The 20,178-nt window shown below is 71.2% G+C and carries 13 protein-coding genes; 6 read left to right on the plus strand and 7 right to left on the minus strand.

Going from position 1 to position 20,178, the window contains the following annotated elements; genetic code table 11:
• The first annotated feature begins 31 nt into the window (after positions 1-31).
• Positions 32-1,714 (plus strand): hydantoinase B/oxoprolinase family protein, encoded by a 1,683-nt coding sequence (locus V8Z80_RS00535; protein WP_336060676.1) that lies wholly within the window; start codon positions 32-34, stop codon positions 1,712-1,714.
• Between the two features lie 130 nt (positions 1,715-1,844).
• Positions 1,845-2,768 carry a YicC/YloC family endoribonuclease gene (locus tag V8Z80_RS00540; RefSeq protein ID WP_336060829.1) on the plus strand — a complete coding sequence of 308 codons (924 nt, stop codon included), beginning with the start codon at positions 1,845-1,847 and terminating at the stop codon, positions 2,766-2,768.
• Positions 2,769-2,783: 15 nt separating this feature from the next.
• Here V8Z80_RS00540 and recD read toward each other — a convergent pair whose 3' ends face one another.
• The 4 genes from recD to V8Z80_RS00560 are packed head-to-tail and all read right to left on the minus strand — an operon-like array spanning position 2,784 to position 12,901.
• Positions 2,784-4,907, minus strand: a complete 2,124-nt coding sequence (gene recD / locus V8Z80_RS00545; RefSeq protein ID WP_336060677.1) for an exodeoxyribonuclease V subunit alpha — start codon at positions 4,905-4,907, stop codon at positions 2,784-2,786.
• Positions 4,904-8,725 carry an exodeoxyribonuclease V subunit beta gene (recB, locus tag V8Z80_RS00550; RefSeq protein WP_336060678.1) on the minus strand — a complete coding sequence of 1,274 codons (3,822 nt, stop codon included), beginning with the start codon at positions 8,723-8,725 and terminating at the stop codon, positions 4,904-4,906. Before recB ends, recD begins: the two co-directional genes overlap by 4 nt.
• Positions 8,722-12,267, minus strand: coding sequence for an exodeoxyribonuclease V subunit gamma (gene recC, locus V8Z80_RS00555; protein ID WP_336060679.1), 3,546 nt, complete (start codon positions 12,265-12,267; stop codon positions 8,722-8,724). The genes recB and recC overlap by 4 nt, the downstream gene beginning before the upstream one ends.
• 52 nt (positions 12,268-12,319) lie before the next feature.
• Positions 12,320-12,901 carry an NUDIX domain-containing protein gene (locus V8Z80_RS00560; protein ID WP_155195559.1) on the minus strand — a complete coding sequence of 194 codons (582 nt, stop codon included), beginning with the start codon at positions 12,899-12,901 and terminating at the stop codon, positions 12,320-12,322.
• Positions 12,902-13,103: 202 nt separating this feature from the next.
• Between V8Z80_RS00560 and V8Z80_RS00565 the strand changes: the two genes are divergently transcribed.
• Positions 13,104-13,736 carry a C40 family peptidase gene (locus V8Z80_RS00565; protein ID WP_155195558.1) on the plus strand — a complete coding sequence of 211 codons (633 nt, stop codon included), beginning with the start codon at positions 13,104-13,106 and terminating at the stop codon, positions 13,734-13,736.
• 17 nt (positions 13,737-13,753) lie between these two features.
• On the opposite strand, the gene V8Z80_RS00570 is transcribed toward V8Z80_RS00565, so the two are convergent.
• Both V8Z80_RS00570 and V8Z80_RS00575 read right to left on the minus strand, forming a co-directional pair.
• Positions 13,754-14,512: an SDR family oxidoreductase gene (locus V8Z80_RS00570; RefSeq protein WP_155195557.1), complete on the minus strand. Its 759-nt coding sequence runs from the start codon at positions 14,510-14,512 to the stop codon at positions 13,754-13,756.
• A 60-nt stretch (positions 14,513-14,572) separates the two neighbouring features.
• Complete coding sequence (locus V8Z80_RS00575; protein WP_155195556.1) at positions 14,573-15,448, minus strand: sulfurtransferase; 876 nt, start codon at positions 15,446-15,448, stop codon at positions 14,573-14,575.
• Between the two features lie 121 nt (positions 15,449-15,569).
• On the opposite strand from V8Z80_RS00575, the gene gmk reads away from it, so the two are divergent.
• The 3 genes from gmk (at position 15,570) to V8Z80_RS00590 (ending at position 18,801) form a co-directional block, all read left to right on the plus strand.
• Positions 15,570-16,211, plus strand: a complete 642-nt coding sequence (gene gmk / locus V8Z80_RS00580; protein ID WP_155195555.1) for a guanylate kinase — start codon at positions 15,570-15,572, stop codon at positions 16,209-16,211.
• Between the two features lie 65 nt (positions 16,212-16,276).
• A complete protein-coding gene (gene rpoZ / locus V8Z80_RS00585) occupies positions 16,277-16,480 on the plus strand; it encodes a DNA-directed RNA polymerase subunit omega (protein WP_155195554.1) in 204 nt (67 codons plus the stop codon).
• 26 nt (positions 16,481-16,506) lie between these two features.
• Positions 16,507-18,801 (plus strand): RelA/SpoT family protein, encoded by a 2,295-nt coding sequence (locus V8Z80_RS00590; RefSeq protein ID WP_336060680.1) that lies wholly within the window; start codon positions 16,507-16,509, stop codon positions 18,799-18,801.
• Between the two features lie 51 nt (positions 18,802-18,852).
• Here V8Z80_RS00590 and dinB read toward each other — a convergent pair whose 3' ends face one another.
• Positions 18,853-20,154, minus strand: coding sequence for a DNA polymerase IV (gene dinB, locus V8Z80_RS00595; RefSeq protein WP_336060681.1), 1,302 nt, complete (start codon positions 20,152-20,154; stop codon positions 18,853-18,855).
• Positions 20,155-20,178 lie beyond the last annotated feature (24 nt).

The following is a 20,178-nucleotide window of genomic DNA, read 5'->3' on the forward strand; positions in this document are numbered from 1 at the left end:
AGTCCATCGGCCCTCACTCCCAGGAAACGCCATGTCCGACAGCACGCTGCAGCACATTCACATGCAGGTCATGTGGAACCGCCTGATTTCGGTCGTCGAGGAGCAGGCCCTGGCCCTGATCCGCACCGCCTTCAGCACGAGCGTGCGCGAGGCGGGCGATCTGTCTGCGGGAGTGTTCGACCGCCAGGGCCGCATGCTCGCGCAGGCCGTCACCGGCACGCCCGGCCACGTCAATTCCATGGCGGACGCCGTGCCGCATTTCATCCGCGACATCGGCCAGGGCAACATCCATGAAGGCGACGTCTACATCACCAACGACCCGTGGAAAGGCACGGGCCATCTACACGATTTCACGGTAGTCACGCCGTCCTTCCTGGAGGGCGAGCTGATAGGCTACTTCGCCAGCACCGCTCACGTGGTGGACGTGGGCGGCCGCGGCTTCGGGCCAGACGGCCGCGAGGTCTACGAGGAAGGCCTGTGCGTGCCCATCATGAAGTTCGCCGACCGCGGCACGGTCAATCGCGACCTGGTCAACATCCTGCACAACAACGTGCGCGAATCCGACAAGGTGGTGGGCGACCTTTATGCGCTGGCGGCCAGCAACGATACCGGCCACCGTCGGCTGCTGGACATGATGCGCGAATTCGAACTGCGCGACCTCGAAGGCATTGGCGGCTTCATCCTGGAACGCAGCCTGGCCGCCACGCTGGCGCGCATCGCCGAATTGCCGCGCGGGCGCTACGCCAACAGCATGACGCTGGATGGCTACGATCGCGACGTCACCCTGGCCGTGGCGCTCGAGATCGGCCCGGACGGGTTGCTCGCGGATTTCGAAGGCACCTCTGCGGCCAGCGGCATGGGTATCAACGTGCCGCTGACCTATACCAAGGCCTACGCTTGCTACGGGCTCAAGTGCGTGATCGCGCCCGAGGTGCCCAACAACAGCGCTTCGCTCGCCCCCTTTGCGGTGCGGGCGCCGGCCGGCTGCATCCTCAACGCACAGCGTCCCAGCCCGGTGGCGGTGCGCCACGTACTGGGCCATTTCGTGCCGGACCTGGTGCTGGGCGCGCTGCATCGCTTCCTGCCCGACCGAATCCCGGCCGAAGGCTCGGGCGCGCTCTGGAACCTGCATGTCAGCGCCCGGCCCATCGACCCGCAGGCCGGCCTGCCCGCGGCCGAGATCCTGATGTTCAACAGCGGGGGCACCGGCGCGCGCCCCAGTCTCGACGGCTTGTCGGCAACGGCCTTTCCCAGCGGCGTGCACGCCATGTCGGCCGAAGCCACCGAGCAGACCGGCCCCATCGTGGTCTGGCGCAAGGAGCTGCGCGAACACTCCAGCGGCGCGGGCCAATACCGTGGCGGCCTGGGCCAAGTCATGGAGCTGGGGCCACGCGAAGGCTATGCATTCAGGTTCAACGCCATGTTCGACCGTATCGCCAATCCCGCGCGCGGACGCGCCGGCGGCGGCAGCGGCGCGCCAGGCCGCGTATCGCTGAGCGACGGCACCCTGCTGCGCGGCAAGGGCACGCAGCACGTGCCGCCGGGCCAGCACCTGATCCTGGAACTGCCCGGCGGCGGCGGCTTCGGTGATCCGGCGCGGCGCGATCGCCAAGCGTTGGCGTGCGACCTGCGCAACGGCTACCTGGACGAGGCGGCGCTGCGGCGCGACTACGGCGTGGAGCCGGCCGAACTGCCCGCCCTGCCCCGCTGCTGACGTTACAAGGCGGGGGGACCGGGCCTGCACGTGGGCAAGCCGCGTCGCCCGCGGGCGGGCTGCCGCCTGCTACCGCCCTGGAGCCAGCCAGGAGGCCGGCAATCCGCGTATCATGCGAACGATGAACTCCATACTCGATAGCATGACTGCCTTCGGCAGCGCCCAGGTCGATCTCGACGACGTGTCGGTGACCGTGGAGCTGCGCAGTGTCAACAGCCGTTTCCTGGATCTGCAGTTTCGTCTGCCCGAAGACCTTCGCCTGGCCGAAGCCCCGCTGCGCGAGCTGCTTGGCGCAGCCCTGGCGCGCGGCAAGGTGGAAGTGCGCGCGGCCTATACGCGCCGCGCCTCGGCCGAGACGGGCAAGCTCGATCCGCAGTGGCTGCAATCGCTGGCCCAGGAACTGCAGGCGGCCCGCGCCGTGTTTCCCCATGCCGCCGAACCCACGCTCAGCGAGCTGTTGAACTGGCCCAGCCAGCGCGCCAGCGCCGGGCCGGACCTGCAGGCCTGGTCGCAAGCCGTGGTGGAGGCCGCCCGCCAGGCCCTGGCCCAGCTGCAGCAGGCCCGCCGCCGCGAAGGCCAGCGCCTGGCGGCCGTGATGATGGATTGCGCCCGGCAGGTGGGCGATATCGTCCAGAAAGTCGAAACGCTGCTGCCGCAATTGCTGGCCGATCACCGCGAGAAGCAGGCGGCCAAGCTGCGCGACGTGGTCGAGCAGGCCTTCCCGGGCGGTTTCGCCCATATCGGCGGCGCCGAGCTCTCCGAGCGCCTGGCGGCGGAGGCCACCTTGTTCTCGCTACGCATAGACGTGGCCGAGGAACTGGCGCGGCTGCGCTCGCACATCCAGGAACTCGAGCACATCCTCACGCGTGGCGAACCAGCCGCCGGCAAGCGCGCCGGCAGCGCCGGCAAGCGCCTGGACTTCCTGTTCCAGGAAATGAACCGCGAAGCCAACACCCTGGGATCCAAGGCCGGCGGCCTGGAAGTGACGCGCGCGGCCATGGACCTGAAACTGCTGATCGAGCAGATGCGCGAACAGGCGCAGAACATCGAGTAGCGGCGCCCGGGCCCGCTACTCGTGCCCGAACAGCGGCCCGGCCAGCCCGCCGGTGCGAGCCACCTTGCGGCGCACGGCCTCTTGCAGCACCGCGGGCGCGGCGATCAGCGTAAAGCGCTGGCGCGCCCGCGTGATGCCGGTATAGAGCAGTTCGCGCGTCAGGCCCGGCCCGGCGCGCTCGGGCAGCAGCAGCGCGGCATGCGCGAACTCCGAACCCTGCGATTTGTGCACGGTCATGGCGTAGACCGTTTCGACCGCGTGCAAGCGGCTGGGCAGCACCCAGCGGATGGCGCCGCTGCCGTCGCCGGCGGCGAAGGCCACCCGGGGCGCCCAGCGCGTGCGGCCCTGCGAGTCGGACAGCGGCAGGGCCAGCGTGACGCCGACGTCGCCGTTCATCAGGCCCAGGCCGTAGTCGTTGCGGGTCACGAGCACGGGACGGCCCGGGTACCAGACGGTGTCCGGCGCGATAAGCCCGGCCGCGGCCAGCGCGGCCTCGACGGCCTGGTTCAGGCCGCTGACGCCTTGCGGGCCTTCGCGCAAGGCGCACAGCAGCTGGAATCCGGCGTGGGCGGCCAGCACCCGCGCGGCCCATTGGTCGAAAGCGGCCTGCGGGGCGTCGGCAGGCGGCTGCCCGGCCCGCACCACCCGAAGGTAATGGCCATAGCCTTGCCCGGCCGGCTCGGCCTGCAAGGCCAACTGGCCTTGCGCCGGCGGTTGCAGCCCGCCTTCGACCACCAGCTGGGCAAAAGCCGCATCGTCGCCGGCCGGCGCCTGGGCCAGGTCGGGATACCCGGCCTGCAGCACCTGCCGCGCGGCGCGCGCGTCGCCGGCGTTGACGGCATCGGCCAGCTGCCCGATGCCGCTGTCCCCGCGAAAGCGATGGCTGACGCGCAGCTTGACGATGGCCTGGTCCAGCGCCGTGCCCTGCGGGTCGAGATAGGCCGGGTCGATGGCCTGGCCGGCCGCCGTGCGCAGCCATTGTGCGGTGGGCGGCGTGTAATGGCCGCCATCGGCGCGCCGGCACAGGTCGCCCAGCACCGCGCCGGCCTCGACCGAGGCCAGCTGGTCCTTGTCGCCCAGCAGGATGAGCGTGGCCTTGCCGGGCAAGGCGTCGAACAAGGCCGCCGCCATCTCCAGGTCGAGCATGGAGGCCTCGTCCACCACCAGCACGTCCAGGGCCAGCCGGTTGCCGGCGTGATGGCGAAAGCGGCGGGTATCGGGGCGGCTGCCCAGCAGGCGATGCACGGTGCCCACCTGGGTGGGAATCTCGGCGCGCACGGCCTGCGCATTATCCAGCGCGTCCAGCGGCAGGTCCGCCACCGCCCGGGCGATGGAGGCGTTCAGCCGCGCCGCGGCCTTGCCGGTCGGGGCCGCGAGCCGGATGCGCAGGGGCCGCCCGCCGGGCCGCGCCAGGGCCAGGGATTGCAGCACGGCCAGCAGGCGGACCACCGTGGTGGTCTTGCCCGTGCCCGGTCCGCCCGTGATGATGCAGAACCGCTGGCGCATGGCCAGCGCGCAGGCGATGCGCTGCCAGTCCGGCGCCTCAGCCGCGCCGCCGGACTGGCCGTGCGCTGTGGCGCGGTGGCCCGCCGGCCCGGCCGCGGCGCGGCCGAACAGCGCCGCCAGCGTGGCCGAAAGCTGGCGCGCCAGCGCCGGCGTCTGCTCGCTGGCCCGCACGCGTTCGGCGATGGCGCGGCGCACGGTCTGCTCGTGCGCCCAGTAGCGCCGCAGGTACAGGCGCGTGCCAGCCAGCACCAGGGGCGTGTCGCCCTCGCCCGGGGATACCAGCCGCGGATCGGCCAGGCGGTCCAGCCAGCCGGACAGCGAGATGCGCCCGAGCAAGGCGGCGGGCAAGGCGGCGGCCTGCCGGTGCGCCGGCTCGCGGCCTTCGGGCGGCAGCGACAGGGTGCCGGGCGCGTCCTGCAAGGTGGCGGCCAGGTCCAGGCAGACGTGGCCGCGGCCCAGCTGGTGGCTGGCCAGCGCGGCGGCCAGGATCAGCAGGCGGTCCGCGTCGGGGACCTGCCGCGCCAGGAAGGCCGCGAAACTGCGGTCCAGTTCGCGCAGCCAGCCATGCTCTACCCAGCGGTCGAGCTCGTCGAACAGCGGCTGCAGCGCCGCCGGCAGGTCGCCCAGGATCATGCCCGGCCTCCGGCGGCTGGCGCGGCATCGTCCTGGCCCACGCCGCGTACCAGGGCTTCGAGCGCCTCGATCAGCGCGCGCGGCGGACGCTCGGCATGCACGCCCTGGCTGGCCGCGCCGTGGCCGCGCAAAAAGAGGTAGACGGCCCCGCCGATGTGGCTGTCGTAATCGTAGCCGGGCAGCCGGGCCATGAGCAGGCGGTGCAAGGCAAAGATATACAGCACGTACTGGACGTCGTAGCGATGGTGCGCGATGGCCTGGCGCAAGGCCTGGGGGCCGTAGTGCTCGTCGGCCGGCCCCAGCCAGTTGGATTTGTAGTCTGCCACGTAATAGCGGCCCTCGTGCTCGAACACCAGGTCGATGAATCCCTTGAGCATGCCATGCAGCCGGCGCGGCGCCAGCGCCGGCCGCGGCATGGCGTCCAGCGTGTGGCGGCAGACCAGCGCATCCAGGGCCTGGGCCTGCACGCCCTGCACCGAGAACCAGAACTCCATTTCGATCTGCGTGGCCTGCATGGCGGCCGGCGCCACCCGCGCGGGCGCCTGTCCGGGCGCGGCGGGCAGCGGCCAGCCGGTGCGCAGCCATTGTTCCATCCAATCCTGCAGCGGCGCGGCCCATTGCGGCCAGCCCGCCAGCGTGCAACGCTGTTCGATCTGGCCGGCCAGGGCGCGCCGGGTGGCGGGGTCGCCGGCCGCTCGCGCAAAGCCCGCCCTGCCCGCCCATTCGAGCAGGCCGTGCAGGAAGCTGCCGGCCTGCGGGCCGCGTGCAAAGGCATGCAGCGTGCCCGCCTGGGCCGCGGGCTGGGGCTCGGGCAGCGGCCCGCCCGCTTCGCCTAGGCTGTCCGCATAGATGTCTTGCGCCGCGTCCGCCGGCGCCTGCGCAGGCTGCGGGTCGGGATCGTCCAGCTCGTCCTCGGGCCGGGGTGCGGCGATGCCCAGCGCCGAATAGCTGGCGATCCACCACGCGGGCGCCGGCGGCGGCATGCTGGGCTCGGGCGCGGCGCGGGCGGTGTGCGCCGGCGGCCGATACGCCTGCGTGCCGGGCGCCGGGGCGGCCTCGGCCACGATGGCCGGGCAGGCCCGGGCCAGCGCCTGCAAGGCCTGTTCGAGACTGGCCGGGCCTTGCGGCTGGTCCAGGCCTAGCAGGTAGCCCAGCGCGCCGGCGCCCGGCTTGTCCTGCGGGGCCGCGCCTATCCATGTGGCATGGCGGGCCCGCGTGAGCGCGACGTACAGCTTGCGCAGGTCTTCGCCCAGCCTTTCGTGGTCGGCGCGCGCCAGCGCGTGCGGATCGGGGCGCAGCGATACCTGCAGCCTGCCCTGCCCGTCGTGCCAGCGCAGGGGCAGGTCCCTGGGCTTGACGGCGCGGTACGTGTTGGCAAAGGGCAGAAAGACCAGGGGATACTCCAGGCCCTTGGACTTGTGCACCGTCACGACCTTGACACGGTCCGCGTCGCTTTCGAGCCGCAGCTTGCGGGCCTCGCTGTCGCCGCCTTCCTGGCGCTGCTCGGCCAGCCAGCGGATCAGCGCGTGCTCGCCGTCTATGCTGGCGCTGGCCTGCTGCAGCAGTTCGGCCAGGTGCAGCAGGTCGGTCAGCCGGCGTTCCTCGCCCAGCGCGAGCAGCCGGCCCGGCACGCCGAAGTCGTGCAGCAGGTGGCGCAGCATGGGCAGCACGCCCTGGCGCCGCCAGCGGCCCTGGTAGGCGTGGAACTGCGCCACCCGTTCTTCCCAGCGGGCTTCGTCGTGGTTCAGGCGATCGAGCTCGCTCCAGTCCAGGCCCAGCGAGGCGGTGCCCAGCGCGGCGCGCAGCAGGCGGTCGTCCTCGGGCTCGGCGCAAGCGGCCAGCCAGCGTTGCAGTTCGGCCGCCGCCCCGGTCTGGAACACCGAGTCCTTGTCCGAAAGGTAGACGCTGCGCACGCCGCGCTGGCCCAGCGCCTGCCGCACCGCGCGAGCCTCGCGGCCGTTGTGCACCAGGACGGCGATATCGCCGGGCCCGACCGGGCGCAAGGGGCCCTGGGGCGAGCCGAAGCCGGCCTGTCCTTGCTGGCCCTGCTGCAATAGCTGCACGATGGCGGTGGCGCAGGATTGCGCCATGGCATGCTGCGCGTCGCCGCCCTGCACCGCGTCCTCGGCCAGGGTCCAGCAAGTGAGGGCGGGCGCCGGCCTGCCCTGGCACAGCCAGCTTTCGCCCCGGCCACGCGCGCGCACGGGAACGAACGGCAGCGGGGTGCCGCCCGGCCGGGAGTCGTCCGGCGCAGCGCCGCCGGGCGGGACTTCGCCCTGGGCATCGCGGAACAGGAAAGCGCCCTGCCCTTGCGGGCGCTGCTCGGCCTGCAGGAACAGGTGATTGACCGCCTGCACCATGTCCGCCGATGAGCGGTAGTTCATGTCCAGCGTGGCGTGCCGCCCTTCGGTGTCCCGGCGCGCCGCCAGGTAGGTGTAGATGTCGGCGCCGCGAAAGGCATAAATGGCCTGCTTGGGATCGCCGATCAGGATCAGCGCGGTGTCCGGGTCGTTGCGGCGCACGCCGTAAATGGCGTCGAAGATGCGGTACTGCAGGGGGTCGGTGTCCTGGAATTCGTCGATCAGCGCGGCCGGAAACTGCCGCCGTATGGACGCCGCCAGCCGCGGGCCGTTCGGGCCCTGCAGCGCCGCGTCCAGCCGCGCGAGCAGCTCGTCGAATCCCATTTCGGCGCGGCGCGCCTGCTCGGCCTGCATGCGTTCGGCGCACCATCCCGTGGCATGCCGCAGGATGGTTTCGCGCGCATCGGGCAGCGCCTGCACCGTGGCGCGCAGCCCGGCCAGCGCCTGCCAGCAGGGATGGGACAGCAGCGCGGCATCGCCGCTCCAGTCCTTGGCCAGGCCGGCGGGGCTCAGCCGTTCCCAGGCCGTGGACGTGAGCGCCGGCAGCAGCGCATCGCCTTCGGCCCATTGCCGCAGCGCCTGCATCCATTCCCGCCGCCTGGGCATCTTGCATTGCTTGGCCGCCACGGCGGCGTCCAGCGCCTGGGCCAGCTCGTGCGCCCAGCCGCATTCGCCGGCCCAGGGCGCCTTCAGGGCCGCCAGGGCCTGCTCGCATTGCGCGCGGGCCTGTTGCAGGGCCTGCTCGGGCGCCTGTCCTTCGGACAGCGCTTCGCGCAAGCCGCCCAGCCGGGCCAGGTCGGCCTGCAAGGCTTGCGGCCCGTCCCACCACTGGCGCACCTGCCGGGCGTGCGCGGCGGCCAAGGGCGTCAGGAAAGTGCGCCAGTAGTCGCGCACGGCCTCGGCCTGCAGGGCGCGCTGGTCGGCCTGCAGCGTCTGGGTGAACAGGCTGCCGCTGTCGAAGGCGTGTTCGGCCAGCATGCGGTGGCACCAGGCGTGGATGGTGGAGACGGCCGCCTCGTCCATCCATTCGGCCGCCAGGCGCAAGGTGCGCGCGTGCGCCGGCCACTGCCCGGGCGGATACTGGCTGCGCAGCGCATCGAGCAGGCCGTCCGGCGCCGGCCCTTGCGCGTCTTGCTGGAAGGCCTGCGCCGCTTCGGCCAGCCGGGTGCGGATGCGGTCGCGCAGTTCTTGCGTGGCGGCCTCGGTGAAGGTCACCACGAGGATCTCGGGCGGCGTGAGCGCCCGGCCGAAACCCGCCGGCTCGCCGCCGTGGCCCAGGATCAGCCGCAGGTACAGCGCCGTGATGGTGTAGGTCTTGCCGGTGCCGGCGCTGGCCTCGATAAGGCGGCTGCCGCGCAGCGGAAAGGACAAGGGATCGAGCGGCTGCGGCGGGCTGGCCGGGCCGCCTTCGTGCTGCGCACTCCGGTATTCGCCCTTGGGACGGCCCGGCGGGCTCATGCCGGCTCCTTGGCGTCGGGCCGGGGCGCGGCGGCCTGGGCGCCGCCGACGGCATCGGCCATGGGGCGCAGCAGCGCCAGGCACCAGTGCGCGAAGCGTCCTTCGGCCCACAGCGCGGCGAAGTCCGGGAAGGCGCGCGCCAAGTAGGGGTTCTGCACGCCTTCGCCGTAGCGCATGAAGGCCGGTTCGTGGATTTCGTAATGGCGGCGGGCCGCCTCGTAGGCGGGTTGGCCGGGCCCGGACGGGTCCTCGCCGGCGCCGCCGGCCTCCAGCCATGCCAGGCCGGTCTTGAGCGCCAGCGGCAAGGGAGCGCGCAGCCCTTGCCGCCAGGCCTGCAGCAGCGCGAGCCAGTAGCGCCGCGCGGTCTCGCGCGGCAGCGGGGCCAGCGTGACGCTGCCCGCCTTGCTGATGACGTGGGTCTGCATGGGCGGGCCGTCCAGGTGGGCCGCCACGTGGGCCAGCCAATACGGCACCAGGCGCTCGCGCCGGTACTGCACCTTGGGTTTCTGGCGCACCAGGCTGCCGCTGTCGAGCAGCAGCCGGCAGCGTTCGCCCTGGCCGTTGGCGCGCACGCCGTGCAGCCAATCGGCCAGGCGCAGCGTGTCGGGCAGCCCCGCCGGCAGGTGCTCCAGCGGCTGTTCGGGCAAGGCCTGGGGCCAGGCCTGCAGGGCCTGGGCATAGTCGCCGAACATCTGCGCCATGGGTTCGGCCAGGTCGGCCTGCACCAGTTCCGCATAGCGGCCCTCGGGCAGGTCGCCGCGCCGGGCCATGCGTTGCAGTCCCTCGGCCAGGGCCAGCTGGCGGTCCCGCCCGGTTTCCACGGCCAGGCGCTGCTGCTGGATCAGCTCATCCTGCAGCTGCCAGTTGCGCAAGGCGTCCAGCGAGAACGGCTCGATGTCCTCGCCGACGGGATCGTCCTCGCCGAAACGGATGCCCAGGCGCAGCTGGAAGAAACCGCGGACCGGGTCCTTGAGAAAATCGCCCAGCAGCGCCAGCGTAAGCGGCCCTTCGAAGCGGCTGTCGTCCAGTTCGGCCGTGGCCGGGCCGCTCGCGGCCGGTCCGGCCGAGGCGGGCGCGGCGCGCCACTCGCGCGCGTAGGTGAAATAAGGCCAGCTGCCCCGCCCGTCCCCCGGCTGCGTGTAATAGTCGGGGTGAAACGGCTGCAGCCGGTGGGTGACGGTCAGCGCCGCCAGCAGGTCCTGCGGCGCGGGGCCGTCCAGGCGCCAGCCGGCGGCCAGGTGGTCGCGCAGCTGCGCCACCAGCACCGAGGGCGCGCGTTCGGTATCGTCATGGATGCTGCGGCCCACCCAGCTGATGTGCAGCCGCTCGCGCGCCGACAGCAAGGCTTCCAGGAACAGGTAGCGGTCGTCTTCGCGGCGCGAACGGTCGCCGGGCCGGTAGTCGCGTCCCATGAGGTCGAAATCCATGGGCGCGCGGGTGCGCGGATAGTCGCCGTCGTTCATGCCCAGCAGGGCCACGTGGCGAAACGGGATCGCCCGCATGGGCATGAGCGTGGCGAAGGTGACCGCCCCGCCGAAAAAGGGCTGGCTCAGGCTGGGCTGGTCCAGCTGCGCGAGCCAATGCTCGCGCACCACCGACAAGGGCAAGGGCTCGCGCAGGTCCGCGTCCTGGCAGGCCTGGCGCCACTGGGCCAGCGTGGACTCCAGCCGCTGCAGCGTGTAGCCGTCGGCCTCGGTCTGCGCGGCGAAGCTGTCGGCCAGCAGCGCGCGCAGGCGCTCGCTCCATTGCTCCGGGCTGGCGGGCTCGGACAGCGCCCGCCAGTGGCGCTCGAGCGTCTGCAGCAGCCGCACCAGCGGCCCGAGCAAGGCGGCCTCCAGCCCGCCGATTTCATCCAGCGGCTCGATGCCGCACCAGGCCTGTCCCGCGCCGCAGGCATAGCCCAGCAGCATGCGCTGCAGGCCGAAATCCCAGGTGTTCTGCATGCCCGCCTGGGGCAGCCCCAGGGCCTGGCGCTGGCCGGCGTGCAGGCCCCAGCGGACGTTGGCCGCGGCTATCCAGCGCCGCAGCAAGGGAAGATCGTCCGGTCCGATGCCAAAACGCGCCCGCAGGGCGGGCACTTCGAGCAGGTCCAGCACGTCGCTGACGGCGATGCGCGACTGCGGCAGGGCCAGCAGGCGTTCGAGCGCGCCCACCAGAGGATCGCGATGGCGCTGGCCCTGGTCGGCCAGCGTGTAGGGGATGCGGCGCGGATCGTCCCGCCCCGGCAGCCCGAACACCGCCTGCACGTGCGGCGCATACGCGGCGATGTCCGGCACCATGACCAGGATGTCGCGCGCCTGCAGGGTCGGATCCTCGGCCAGCGCGGCCAGCAGCTGGTCGTGCAGGACCTCCACCTCGCGCTGGGCGCTGTGGGCCACGTGAAAACGTATCGAGCGGTCCACGGCTGGATCGACCGGCGGCCACGCCTGCCGTGTCTCGGCCAGCGGACGCAGGTCGCGGATGTCGTCCTGGAGCTGGCGCAGCAGCGTATCGCCGGGGTTCGGGTCGAAGATGTCGATGCGCTGGCCGATGGCGGCAAAGCGCTGCGCGTAGGCCTGGTGGTCGTCGTACGCGTTGAGCAGGCTGATGAAGTCCCGCCCCTGCTTGCCCCAGGCCGCCAGCAGCGGGTGGCCATGCAGGCCGGCGTCCAGGGCCTCGGGCGGCGGCTGGCCGGCGCGGGCGCGCTGGCGCTTGCGCTCGGCGCGCAGCAGATCCTTGTCGGCCACGATGTGCGACCAATCGTGCTCGCTGGGGTTGTTCACGCACAGCAGCACCTGCATCCAGCGCGCCAGCGCGGCCAGCACTTCGAGCGACTGCTGCGGCATGGAGGAAATGCCGAACACCAGCAGCCGGCGCGGCAGTGCCGGCGGACGCTGTTCGCCCCAGGTCCGCAGGCCCTGCAGGAAGCGGGTGTGCACCGCCGTGCGGCTGTTTTCCGCCTGGGCGGGCCCCACGTCATCGAGCAGCGCGCGCCACAGCCTGGCCTGCCAGCGCATGTCCTCGGGCAAGGGCTGCACGCCGGCCCGGCTGGTGGCGATATCGTCGCGCCCGGCCGCCCAGCCCGAGAGCCAGTCGGCCCGGTAGACCTGGTACTGGTCGAACAGATCGGCCAGGCGCTCGGCCAGCTGGAAGCGCTTGCGCAGGTCCTGGTCCTGCCGCAGGAAGCGGCGCAGCGGCTCGAACGCCGGGTCGGCAAGCTGCCCGGGCAGCACCCGCATCAGGCGCCAGAGCAGCGCCGGCTTGTCGAGCGGCGAGGCCTCGGGCACCTGGTCCTCGCCCAGCACGGCCCGGTAGGCCCGCCAGATGAAGCGCGAGGGCAGCTCGGTGCGCAAGGCCGCGGCGATGCCCGCCCCGCCCTGCGCGCGGTCGCGCGCCAGCGACAGCTTGAGCCATTGCGCCACGCCGTTGCTTTGCACCAGCACCCACTCGTCTTCGAGGGGCGCCAGGGGATGGCGCGTGATCCAGGCCAGCAGCAGGTCGCGCAAGGATTCGGCATGGTTGCCGTGCACGGCCATGAAGCCCGGTTGCAGATCGGTCTTCACTTCAGTTGTCCGTCACGCGGCATGCCACGGCGGCAAACGAACGGCCGCAACCTCATTGCCACTCGAGCTGCCAGTCGCCCCGGCGCACGTTCTGCAGCCACATCATGCAGGCCAGGGTCTTGGCGTCGGTGACCTGGCCCTGGCGGCAGGCGGCCTCCAGCTCGGCCACCTCGACGGCCTGCACTTCAAGGAACTCGCCGTCGTCGAGCTGTTGCGCGCCGGGCTGCAGCCCCCGGGCGAAATAGATGTGGATGATCTCGGTCGAATAGGCGATGGCCAGGTGCATGATCCCTGCCCGGGCCCATTGGGCGGCCCGGTATCCGGTTTCCTCCAGCAGCTCGCGCCGCCCGCAGGCCAGCGGATCCTCGCCCGGATCGAGCTTGCCGGCCGGAAATTCGGTCATCACCTGCCCCACCGGGTAGCGGTACTGGCGCTCGACCAGCACCCTGCCGTCATCGAGCAGCGGGATCACCACCACGGCGCCGGGATGCACGACGTATTCGCGGTCGGCCTGGCGGCCGTCGGGCAGGCGGACCTGGTCGCGCCAGACCTTGAGGAAGCGGCCGTCCAGCACGAGCTGGCTGTCGATGCGGGTTTCCGTGAGGGTATCGGGAGCGTGGCGGATGTCGGTCATGGTCGGGACGCTGGGCAAACGAGGGTCCTACTTTAGCCCATGGCGCTTTGCCGCGGCGGCGCCGGCGCGCGCGGCGGCGCGGCGGCGCGGCGCCGTAACCGTTGGCAATTGCTTTCATCTTCGACAAAAATCGCGCAAAAGACATTTCCTTTACAATCGCCCGTATCTTTTTTTTGCCGCTGCCCAGGAGTCCGCACGCGTCATGACGCCGCCACAGCGCCTTTTCGCCGTTTCATCCCGCCTCGCTTCCTGCGCCCGCCCGCTTGCCGCCCTGGTTCTTGCCGCCGCGGCCTGCGGCGCCCACGCCAAGTCCCTTGCCCCCCAGCCCGCGCCCATCCTGGCCAGCCTGAGCCAGGAGATCGACGATAGCGAACTGCTGTCCGGCGCCCAGGCGCCCGCCGTCCTGCATGCCTGGCTGCGCGACGATGAAAGCGTCCCCCTGCGCGAGCGGCTGGTCAGCGCCTCGCTGGCCGAACTGGGGGTGCGCTATGCCTGGGGCGGCGACGATCCGCAGCGCGGGTTCGACTGCAGCGGGCTGGTGCGTTTCGTGTACGCCAGCATCGCCGCCATAGACCTGCCGCATCGCGCGCGCCAGCAGCGCCCGCTGGGCCGCCCGGTGCAGCGCAAGCACCTGCAGCCGGGCGACCTGGTGTTCTTCAACACCATGCGCCACCCCGCCTCGCACGTGGGCATCTATATCGGCAACGGCGAATTCGTCCACGCCCCCTCGCGCGGCGCGCGGGTACGCGTGGACAAGCTCAGCAACAGCTATTGGGCCAAGCGCTATACCGGCGCGCGGCGCTACCTGGACAAGGATGCGGCCTCGCGCGCCTGAGCGGCTGCGCTGAAGGCCTAGCCGCGGCCCACGAAGGGCATGGCCGTGGCCATGATGGTCATGAATTGCACATTGGCCTCCAGCGGCAGCTCGGACATGTGCAGCACGGCGCGGGCCACGTGCGCCACGTCCATGCGCGGTTCGGCCTTCAGGCTGCCATCGGCCTGCAGCACGCCCTCGGCCATGCGCGTGGTCATGTCGGTGGCGGCATTGCCGATGTCGATCTGGCCGCAGGCGATGTTGTGGGCCCGCCCGTCCAGCGACAGGGACTTGGTCAGCCCGGTGACCGCATGCTTGGTGGCCGCGTAGGCCGCCGACAGCGGACGAGGCGAATATGCAGAGATCGAGCCATTGTTGATGATGCGCCCGCCTTGCGGATCCTGGTTTTTCATGACGCGCACGGCGGCCTGGGCGCACAGGAACATGCCGGTGAGGTTGACCTCGACGATCTCCCGCCATTGGGCCACTGGCAGCTCGTCGATCGGTACGGCCGGGCTGTTGCGCCCGGCATTGTTGAACAGCACGTCCACCCGCCCGTATTCGCGCTGGGCCTGGTCGAACAGGGCGCGCACGGAGTGCTCGTCGGTGACGTCGGTGGGAACCACCAGGGCGCGCACGGCATCCTCGCCGGCGGCCGTGCGGGTTTGTTCCAGAGGCTCGCGGCGACGCCCCGCCAGCGCCACGCGATAGCCGTTGGCCAGCAGCTCGAGCGCCACCGCGCGCCCGATGCCGGTTCCTGCGCCGGTCACCACCGCCACCTTGTTCTGTGCAGCCATTGTTGTTTCTCCTGGTTGTCGTTCGTCGCCGCGGCCGCCCGCGGGCGGCCGCCTGGCATCCTAACCGATTCGGCCCGGCTCGGGCCCGGTGGCCACGGGCGCGCCCTGGCGCGCGCACCACTCGCTCCAGGAGCCGGCGTATAGCGACGCGCCAGGCAGGCCGGCCACCTCCATGGCCAGCAGGTTGTGGCAGGCGCTTACTCCCGAGCCGCATTGCGCCACGCTCAGCGCGGGCGCATGGCCCTGGAGCGCCTGCTCGAACTCCTGGCGCAGCGCCTGGGCGGGCTTGAAGCGCCCGCGCTCGTCCAGGTTCTGCTTGAAGGGACGGTTGCGCGCCCCGGGGATATGGCCGCCGACCGGGTCCAGCGTCTCGTTCTCGCCGCGGAAACGGTCGGCGGCGCGCGCGTCCAGCACCAGGCGCTCGCCCTGGCGCACGTGGCGCAGCAAGGTGTCGTAGTCGACCAGGGCGGCCAGCGGGGCACGCACCGACAGCGTGCCGGGCGCACGGGCCATGGGCGGCTTGTCGGTATCGGGGAAGCCGGCTTCGCGCCAGGCGGCCAGCCCGCCGTCCAGCACGGCCACCGCCTCGTGGCCGATCCAGCGCAGCATCCACCACAGGCGCGCGGCATACATGCCGCCGCTGCCGTCGTAGGCCACGACCTGCGTGTCCGGATGCGCGCCCAGCGCGGCCATGCGGGCCGCGAAGGCCTGGGGCTCGGGCAAGGGGTGGCGGCCGTTGCTGCCGGTCTTGGCGCCGCTCAGGTCGCGGTCCAGGTCCACGTGCAGCGCCCCGGGCACGTGGGCCTGCTCGTAGGCCCGGCGGCCCGCCCCCGGATCGGCCAGGTCGAAGCTGCAGTCCAGCACCAGGACCGCGGCGGGATCGGCCTGCAGCAGGGCCTGCAGCGGGGCCGGCTGGATGAGCGTGGTATAGGGCATGGACGCGGGCTCCTTTCAGGAAAAAAGGCGCGGCAGGCGCGCGCGCCATTCATGGGACGGAAACAAAGGTGTCAGTTTTGGTATTCTTGCACCTTCGTCCAGCCCTTGCATTGCAGCCCGTATGTCGTTTTCGCGCGCCGGTAACGTTTTCATGGTGGTGGCCCCCAGCGGCGCCGGCAAGTCCAGCCTGGTCAACGCCCTGCTCGAGCGCGATCCCAGCATCTGCCTGTCGGTCTCTTGCACCACCCGCCCTCCCCGGCCCGGCGAAACCGACGGCAAGCAATACCGCTTCGTCGACGTCGAGCAGTTCAAGCGGCTGCGCGAGGACAACGCGCTGCTCGAATGGGCCGAGGTGCACGGCAATTTCTACGGCACCCCGCGCGATTTCATCGAACAGGCCACCGCCCAGGGCCGCGACGTGCTGCTGGAGATCGACTGGCAGGGTGCGCGCCAGGTGCGGGGACACTATCCCTCGGCCATCGGGATATTCATCCTGCCGCCTTCCATCGAGTCGCTGGAGAGCCGGCTGAAAAAGCGCGGCCAGGACGACAGCCATGTGATCGCGCGTCGCCTGCTGGCGGCCGGCGGCGAGATCGCGCATGCCGGCGAATTCGAATATGTTATTATTAATCAAGAATTTAGCGTTGCATTGAACGAGCTGGAGCAGATCGTTCAGGCCGCGCGCCTGCGCTTCGCGTCGCAGGCCGCCCGCCACGCCGAGCTGTTTTCCCAACTGGGCATCGCGCCCGGCGCCAAGGGCTGATGTCCGCCGCGCCCAGGCGCTGGCCCGGTTTTTCGTTTTTCTCCCTTTTTCCTCAGGTGTTCGCCATGGCCCGTATTACCGTCGAAGATTGCCTTAAGCGCATTCCCAATCGATTCAACCTCACGCTGGCTGCCACCTACCGCGCCCGCGAGCTCGCGCAGGGCCATGCGCCGCGCATCGACAGCAAGGACAAGCCCACCGTCACGGCGCTGCGCGAGGTGGCCGAGGGCCATACCGGCCTGGAAATGCTGCGCAAGGTTCCTACCTGAACGGCTGAGCGGGCGGCCGCGCGTCCATGGCGTTTTCCGGTTTCAGGCATGCATCCTCGGGCCTGCTCGCCGCCCTGAAGGCGGGCTCTCGTCTGGGGCGGCGCGCCCGCAAAAAAAACGCCTCGCCGGCCGCGCCCGCCGAGGCCGCCCCCCCTGCCCCGGCCGGTCCCGCGGCCGCGCCCATCGCCTCGCTGGCGGGCCTGACCGAGATCATCTCCACCTATCTCGACGAAAAAGACATCGCGCGCGTGCGCGAAGCCTACCGGTTTTCCGACCAGGCGCACCTGGGCCAGTTCCGGGCCAGCGGCGCGCCCTATATCTCCCATCCCATCGCCGTCACCGAGATCTGCGCGGGCTGGAAGCTCGATGCCAACGCCCTGATGGCCGCCTTGCTGCACGACGTGATGGAAGACCAGCACGTCGCCAAGCACGAGCTGGCCGAGCGTTTCGGCCCCGAGGTGGCCGAGCTGGTGGACGGCCTGTCCAAGCTCGACCGCCTGGATTTTGCCACCAAGGCCCAGCAGCAGGCCGAGAGCTTTCGCAAGATGCTGCTGGCCATGGCCCGCGACGTGCGGGTCATTCTCATCAAGCTGGCCGACCGTGTGCACAACATGCGCACGCTCGATGCGGTCTCGCCCGAAAAGCGCCGGCGCATCGCGCGCGAGACGCTGGACATCTACGCGCCCATCGCCAACCGGCTCGGGCTGAACGTGCTGTTTCGCGAACTGCAGGACCTGTGCTTTGCGGCCATGTACCCGAACCGCTACCAGGTCCTGAAAAAGGCGGTGCTGGCCGCGCGCGGCAACCGGCGCGAAGTCATCGGCAAGATCGGCGATGCGGTCAAGGCCGCGCTGCCGGCAGCGGGCATCGAGGCCGAGGTCAGCGGCCGGGAAAAGACCCTGTTCGGCATCTATCACAAGATGGTCGAGCAAAAGAAGAGCTTTTCCGAGGTGCTGGACATCTACGGCTTTCGGATCATCGTGCATACCCTGCCCGAGTGCTACCTGGCCCTGGGCACGTTGCACCAGCTCTACCGGCCGGTGCCGGGCAAGTTCAAGGACTACATCGCCATCCCCAAGGTCAACGGCTACCAGTCGCTGCACACCACGCTGGTCGGCCCCTATGGCACGCCCGTGGAATTCCAGTTCCGCACGCGCGACATGCATCACGTGGCCGAGGAAGGCGTGGCCTCGCACTGGCTCTACAAGGAAGACGACCTGAGCCTGAACGACCTGCAAAAGCGCACGCACCAGTGGCTGCAGTCGCTGCTGGACATCCAGAGCCAGACGGGCGATTCGGGCGAATTCCTCGAGCACGTCAAGGTCGACCTGTTTCCCGACGCCGTCTACGTCTTCACCCCGCGCGGGGCCATCATTTCGCTGCCGCGCGGCGCCACGCCCGTCGATTTCGCCTACGCCATCCATACCGACATCGGCCACCAGGCGGTGGCGGCCAAGGTCAATGGCGATTTCGTGCCGCTGCGCACCGAGCTGACCAGCGGCGACACGGTCGAGATCATCACCTCGCCCGCTTCGCGTCCCAGCGCGCAGTGGCTCAATTACGTGCGCACCGGCCGCGCGCGTTCGGAAATCCGCCACTACCTGCGCACCGTCAAGTATGCCGAGTCGGTCGGCTTCGGCGAGCGGCTGCTGACCCAGGCGCTGGCCGAGCTCAAGCTCGAGCTGCCGCCGGCCGACGACCCCGTATGGGAAAAGCTGGCGCGCGCCTCGGGCGCACGCTCGCGCGACGAGATCCTGGCCGACATCGGCCTGGGCAAGCGGCTGGCCGCCGTGGTGGCGCGCCGCTTCGCTCCCGAGCATGCGCTGGTGGCCACCACCGCCGCGGCGGTCGACGAGATCACCGCCGCGCGCGCCGCTCCCATCACCATCCAGGGCAACGAGGGCCAGGCGGTGCAGCTGGCGCCGTGCTGCGGCCCCCTGCCGGGCGATGCCATCGTCGCGGGCATCCGGCTGGGCCACGGCCTGGTCGTGCATACCGAAGACTGTCCGGTCGCCCAGCGCGCCCGCGCGCGCGAGCCCGAGCGCTGGGTGCAGGTCGCCTGGGACGCGCAGCCGGCCAAGCATTTCTCGACCCGCCTGGACATCGTCACGCGCAACGAGCGCGGCGTGCTGGGCCGCATCGCCGCGGAGGTGACCGCCACCGACGCGAATATCGTGCATGTCACCATGCACGACGACGCGGTTTCCACCGTGGCGCTGCACCTGACCATCCAGGTGGAAAGCCGCAAGCACCTGGCGCAGGTGATCCGCGCCGTGCGGCACGTGCCGCAGGTGCAGAAGATCGTGCGCGTCAAGGGCTGAGCCGGCCCGGGATATCCACGCCTGCCGGCGCCCGGCGCCGGCCCTGGCGCCTCAGGCCGCCGGATCGTCCTCGAACAAGGGCAATGTATAGGGATCGTTCCCGGGCGCGCGGCCGCGCGCGGCTTCGGCTTGCTCCTGGCCCGGCCGGGTCAGCGCGCCGATGCGCACGCCCAGCAGGCGCAGGCGCCGGTCCAGCGGCACGCGCTTGAGGCACTGCCCCGCCGCCTTGCGGATGGCCGCGGCATCGCGCGTGGACTCGGGCAAGGTGGCGTCGCGGGTGACGGTGCGAAAGTCGTCGTAGCGCAGCTTGATGCCTATGCTGCGGCCCAGGTAGCCCTTGCGCTGCAGGTCCTCGGACAGCCGCGTGCAAAGGCGGGTGAAGATCGCGCCCAGCTCGGCGCGGTCGCGCACCGGATGCAGGTCGCGCTCGAAGGTCGTCTCGCGGCTGATGGACTTCGGTTCGCTGTGGGTCACCACCGGACGCTCGTCGCGGCCGTGCGCGGCCTCGTGCAGCCAGGCGCCGTAGCTGGCGCCGAACTCCTGCACCAGCCAGTGCGGATCGGCGGCGGCCAGCTCGCCCACTGTCATCACGCCCAGCGATTCCAGGCGGGCGCTGGACTTCGGGCCGATGCCGTTGACCCGCCGCACCGGCAGCGGCCAGATGCGCCGGGGAATGTCCGATTCGCTGATGACCGTCAGTCCGCCAGGCTTGTCCAGTTCCGAGCACAGCTTGGACAGCAGCTTGTTGGGCGATATGCCGATCGAGCAGCTCAGGCCGGTCTGCTCGAACACCCGCTGGCGCAGCCGCTGTCCCAGTGCGCGCGCCCCGGCCAGCGGATCTTGCGCGGTGCCCTCCTGTGCGCCCGGCACCTCGGTCAGGTCGATATAGATTTCGTCGATGCCGCGGTCCTCGATGTGCGGCGCGATCTCGGCCACGGCCGCCTTGAACAGACGCGAATAGTGGCGGTAGCGGTCGAAATCCACCGGCAGCAGCACGGCCTGCGGCGCCAGGGCCGCCGCCTTCATCATGCCCATGGCCGAGTGCACGCCGAAGGCGCGCGCTTCGTAGGTCGCGGTGGTTACCACTGCCCGGCCGGCGTAGTCGCGCAGCAGGCTGTGGACCCAGCTGCCGTCCTCGCGCTGGCGAGGCGGCTGCGCATGCCCGCCGATGACCACCGGCAGGCCGCGCAAGTGCGGATAGCGCAGCAGCTCGACCGAGGCGTAGAAGGCGTCCATGTCCAGGTGCGCCACCAGCCGGCGATGGGCGCTGCCGGCCGGCCGACCTTCTTGCGGCGCCGGCGCGCCCGGGCCGTGCCGGGCGGGCCCGTCGGAAACGTCGTATCCAGCTGTCATGCCGGCAAGCATAGCGCGGCCGCC

It is taken from the genome of Orrella sp. JC864 (assembly GCF_037026685.1).
Lineage (GTDB): Bacteria > Pseudomonadota > Gammaproteobacteria > Burkholderiales > Burkholderiaceae_B > Orrella.

Coding starts and splice junctions, on each gene's coding strand:
- V8Z80_RS00535 (WP_336060676.1), top strand. CDS start 32: ATGTCCGACAGCACGCTGCAGCACATTCACATGCAGGTCATGTGGAAC.
- recD (WP_336060677.1), bottom strand. CDS start 4,907: ATGATCCTGGGCGACCTGCCGGCGGCGCTGCAGCCGCTGTTCGACGAG.
- recB (WP_336060678.1), bottom strand. CDS start 8,725: ATGAGCCCGCCGGGCCGTCCCAAGGGCGAATACCGGAGTGCGCAGCAC.
- V8Z80_RS00560 (WP_155195559.1), bottom strand. CDS start 12,901: ATGACCGACATCCGCCACGCTCCCGATACCCTCACGGAAACCCGCATC.
- V8Z80_RS00565 (WP_155195558.1), top strand. CDS start 13,104: ATGACGCCGCCACAGCGCCTTTTCGCCGTTTCATCCCGCCTCGCTTCC.
- V8Z80_RS00570 (WP_155195557.1), bottom strand. CDS start 14,512: ATGGCTGCACAGAACAAGGTGGCGGTGGTGACCGGCGCAGGAACCGGC.
- V8Z80_RS00575 (WP_155195556.1), bottom strand. CDS start 15,448: ATGCCCTATACCACGCTCATCCAGCCGGCCCCGCTGCAGGCCCTGCTG.
- gmk (WP_155195555.1), top strand. CDS start 15,570: ATGTCGTTTTCGCGCGCCGGTAACGTTTTCATGGTGGTGGCCCCCAGC.
- rpoZ (WP_155195554.1), top strand. CDS start 16,277: ATGGCCCGTATTACCGTCGAAGATTGCCTTAAGCGCATTCCCAATCGA.
- V8Z80_RS00590 (WP_336060680.1), top strand. CDS start 16,507: ATGGCGTTTTCCGGTTTCAGGCATGCATCCTCGGGCCTGCTCGCCGCC.
- dinB (WP_336060681.1), bottom strand. CDS start 20,154: ATGACAGCTGGATACGACGTTTCCGACGGGCCCGCCCGGCACGGCCCG.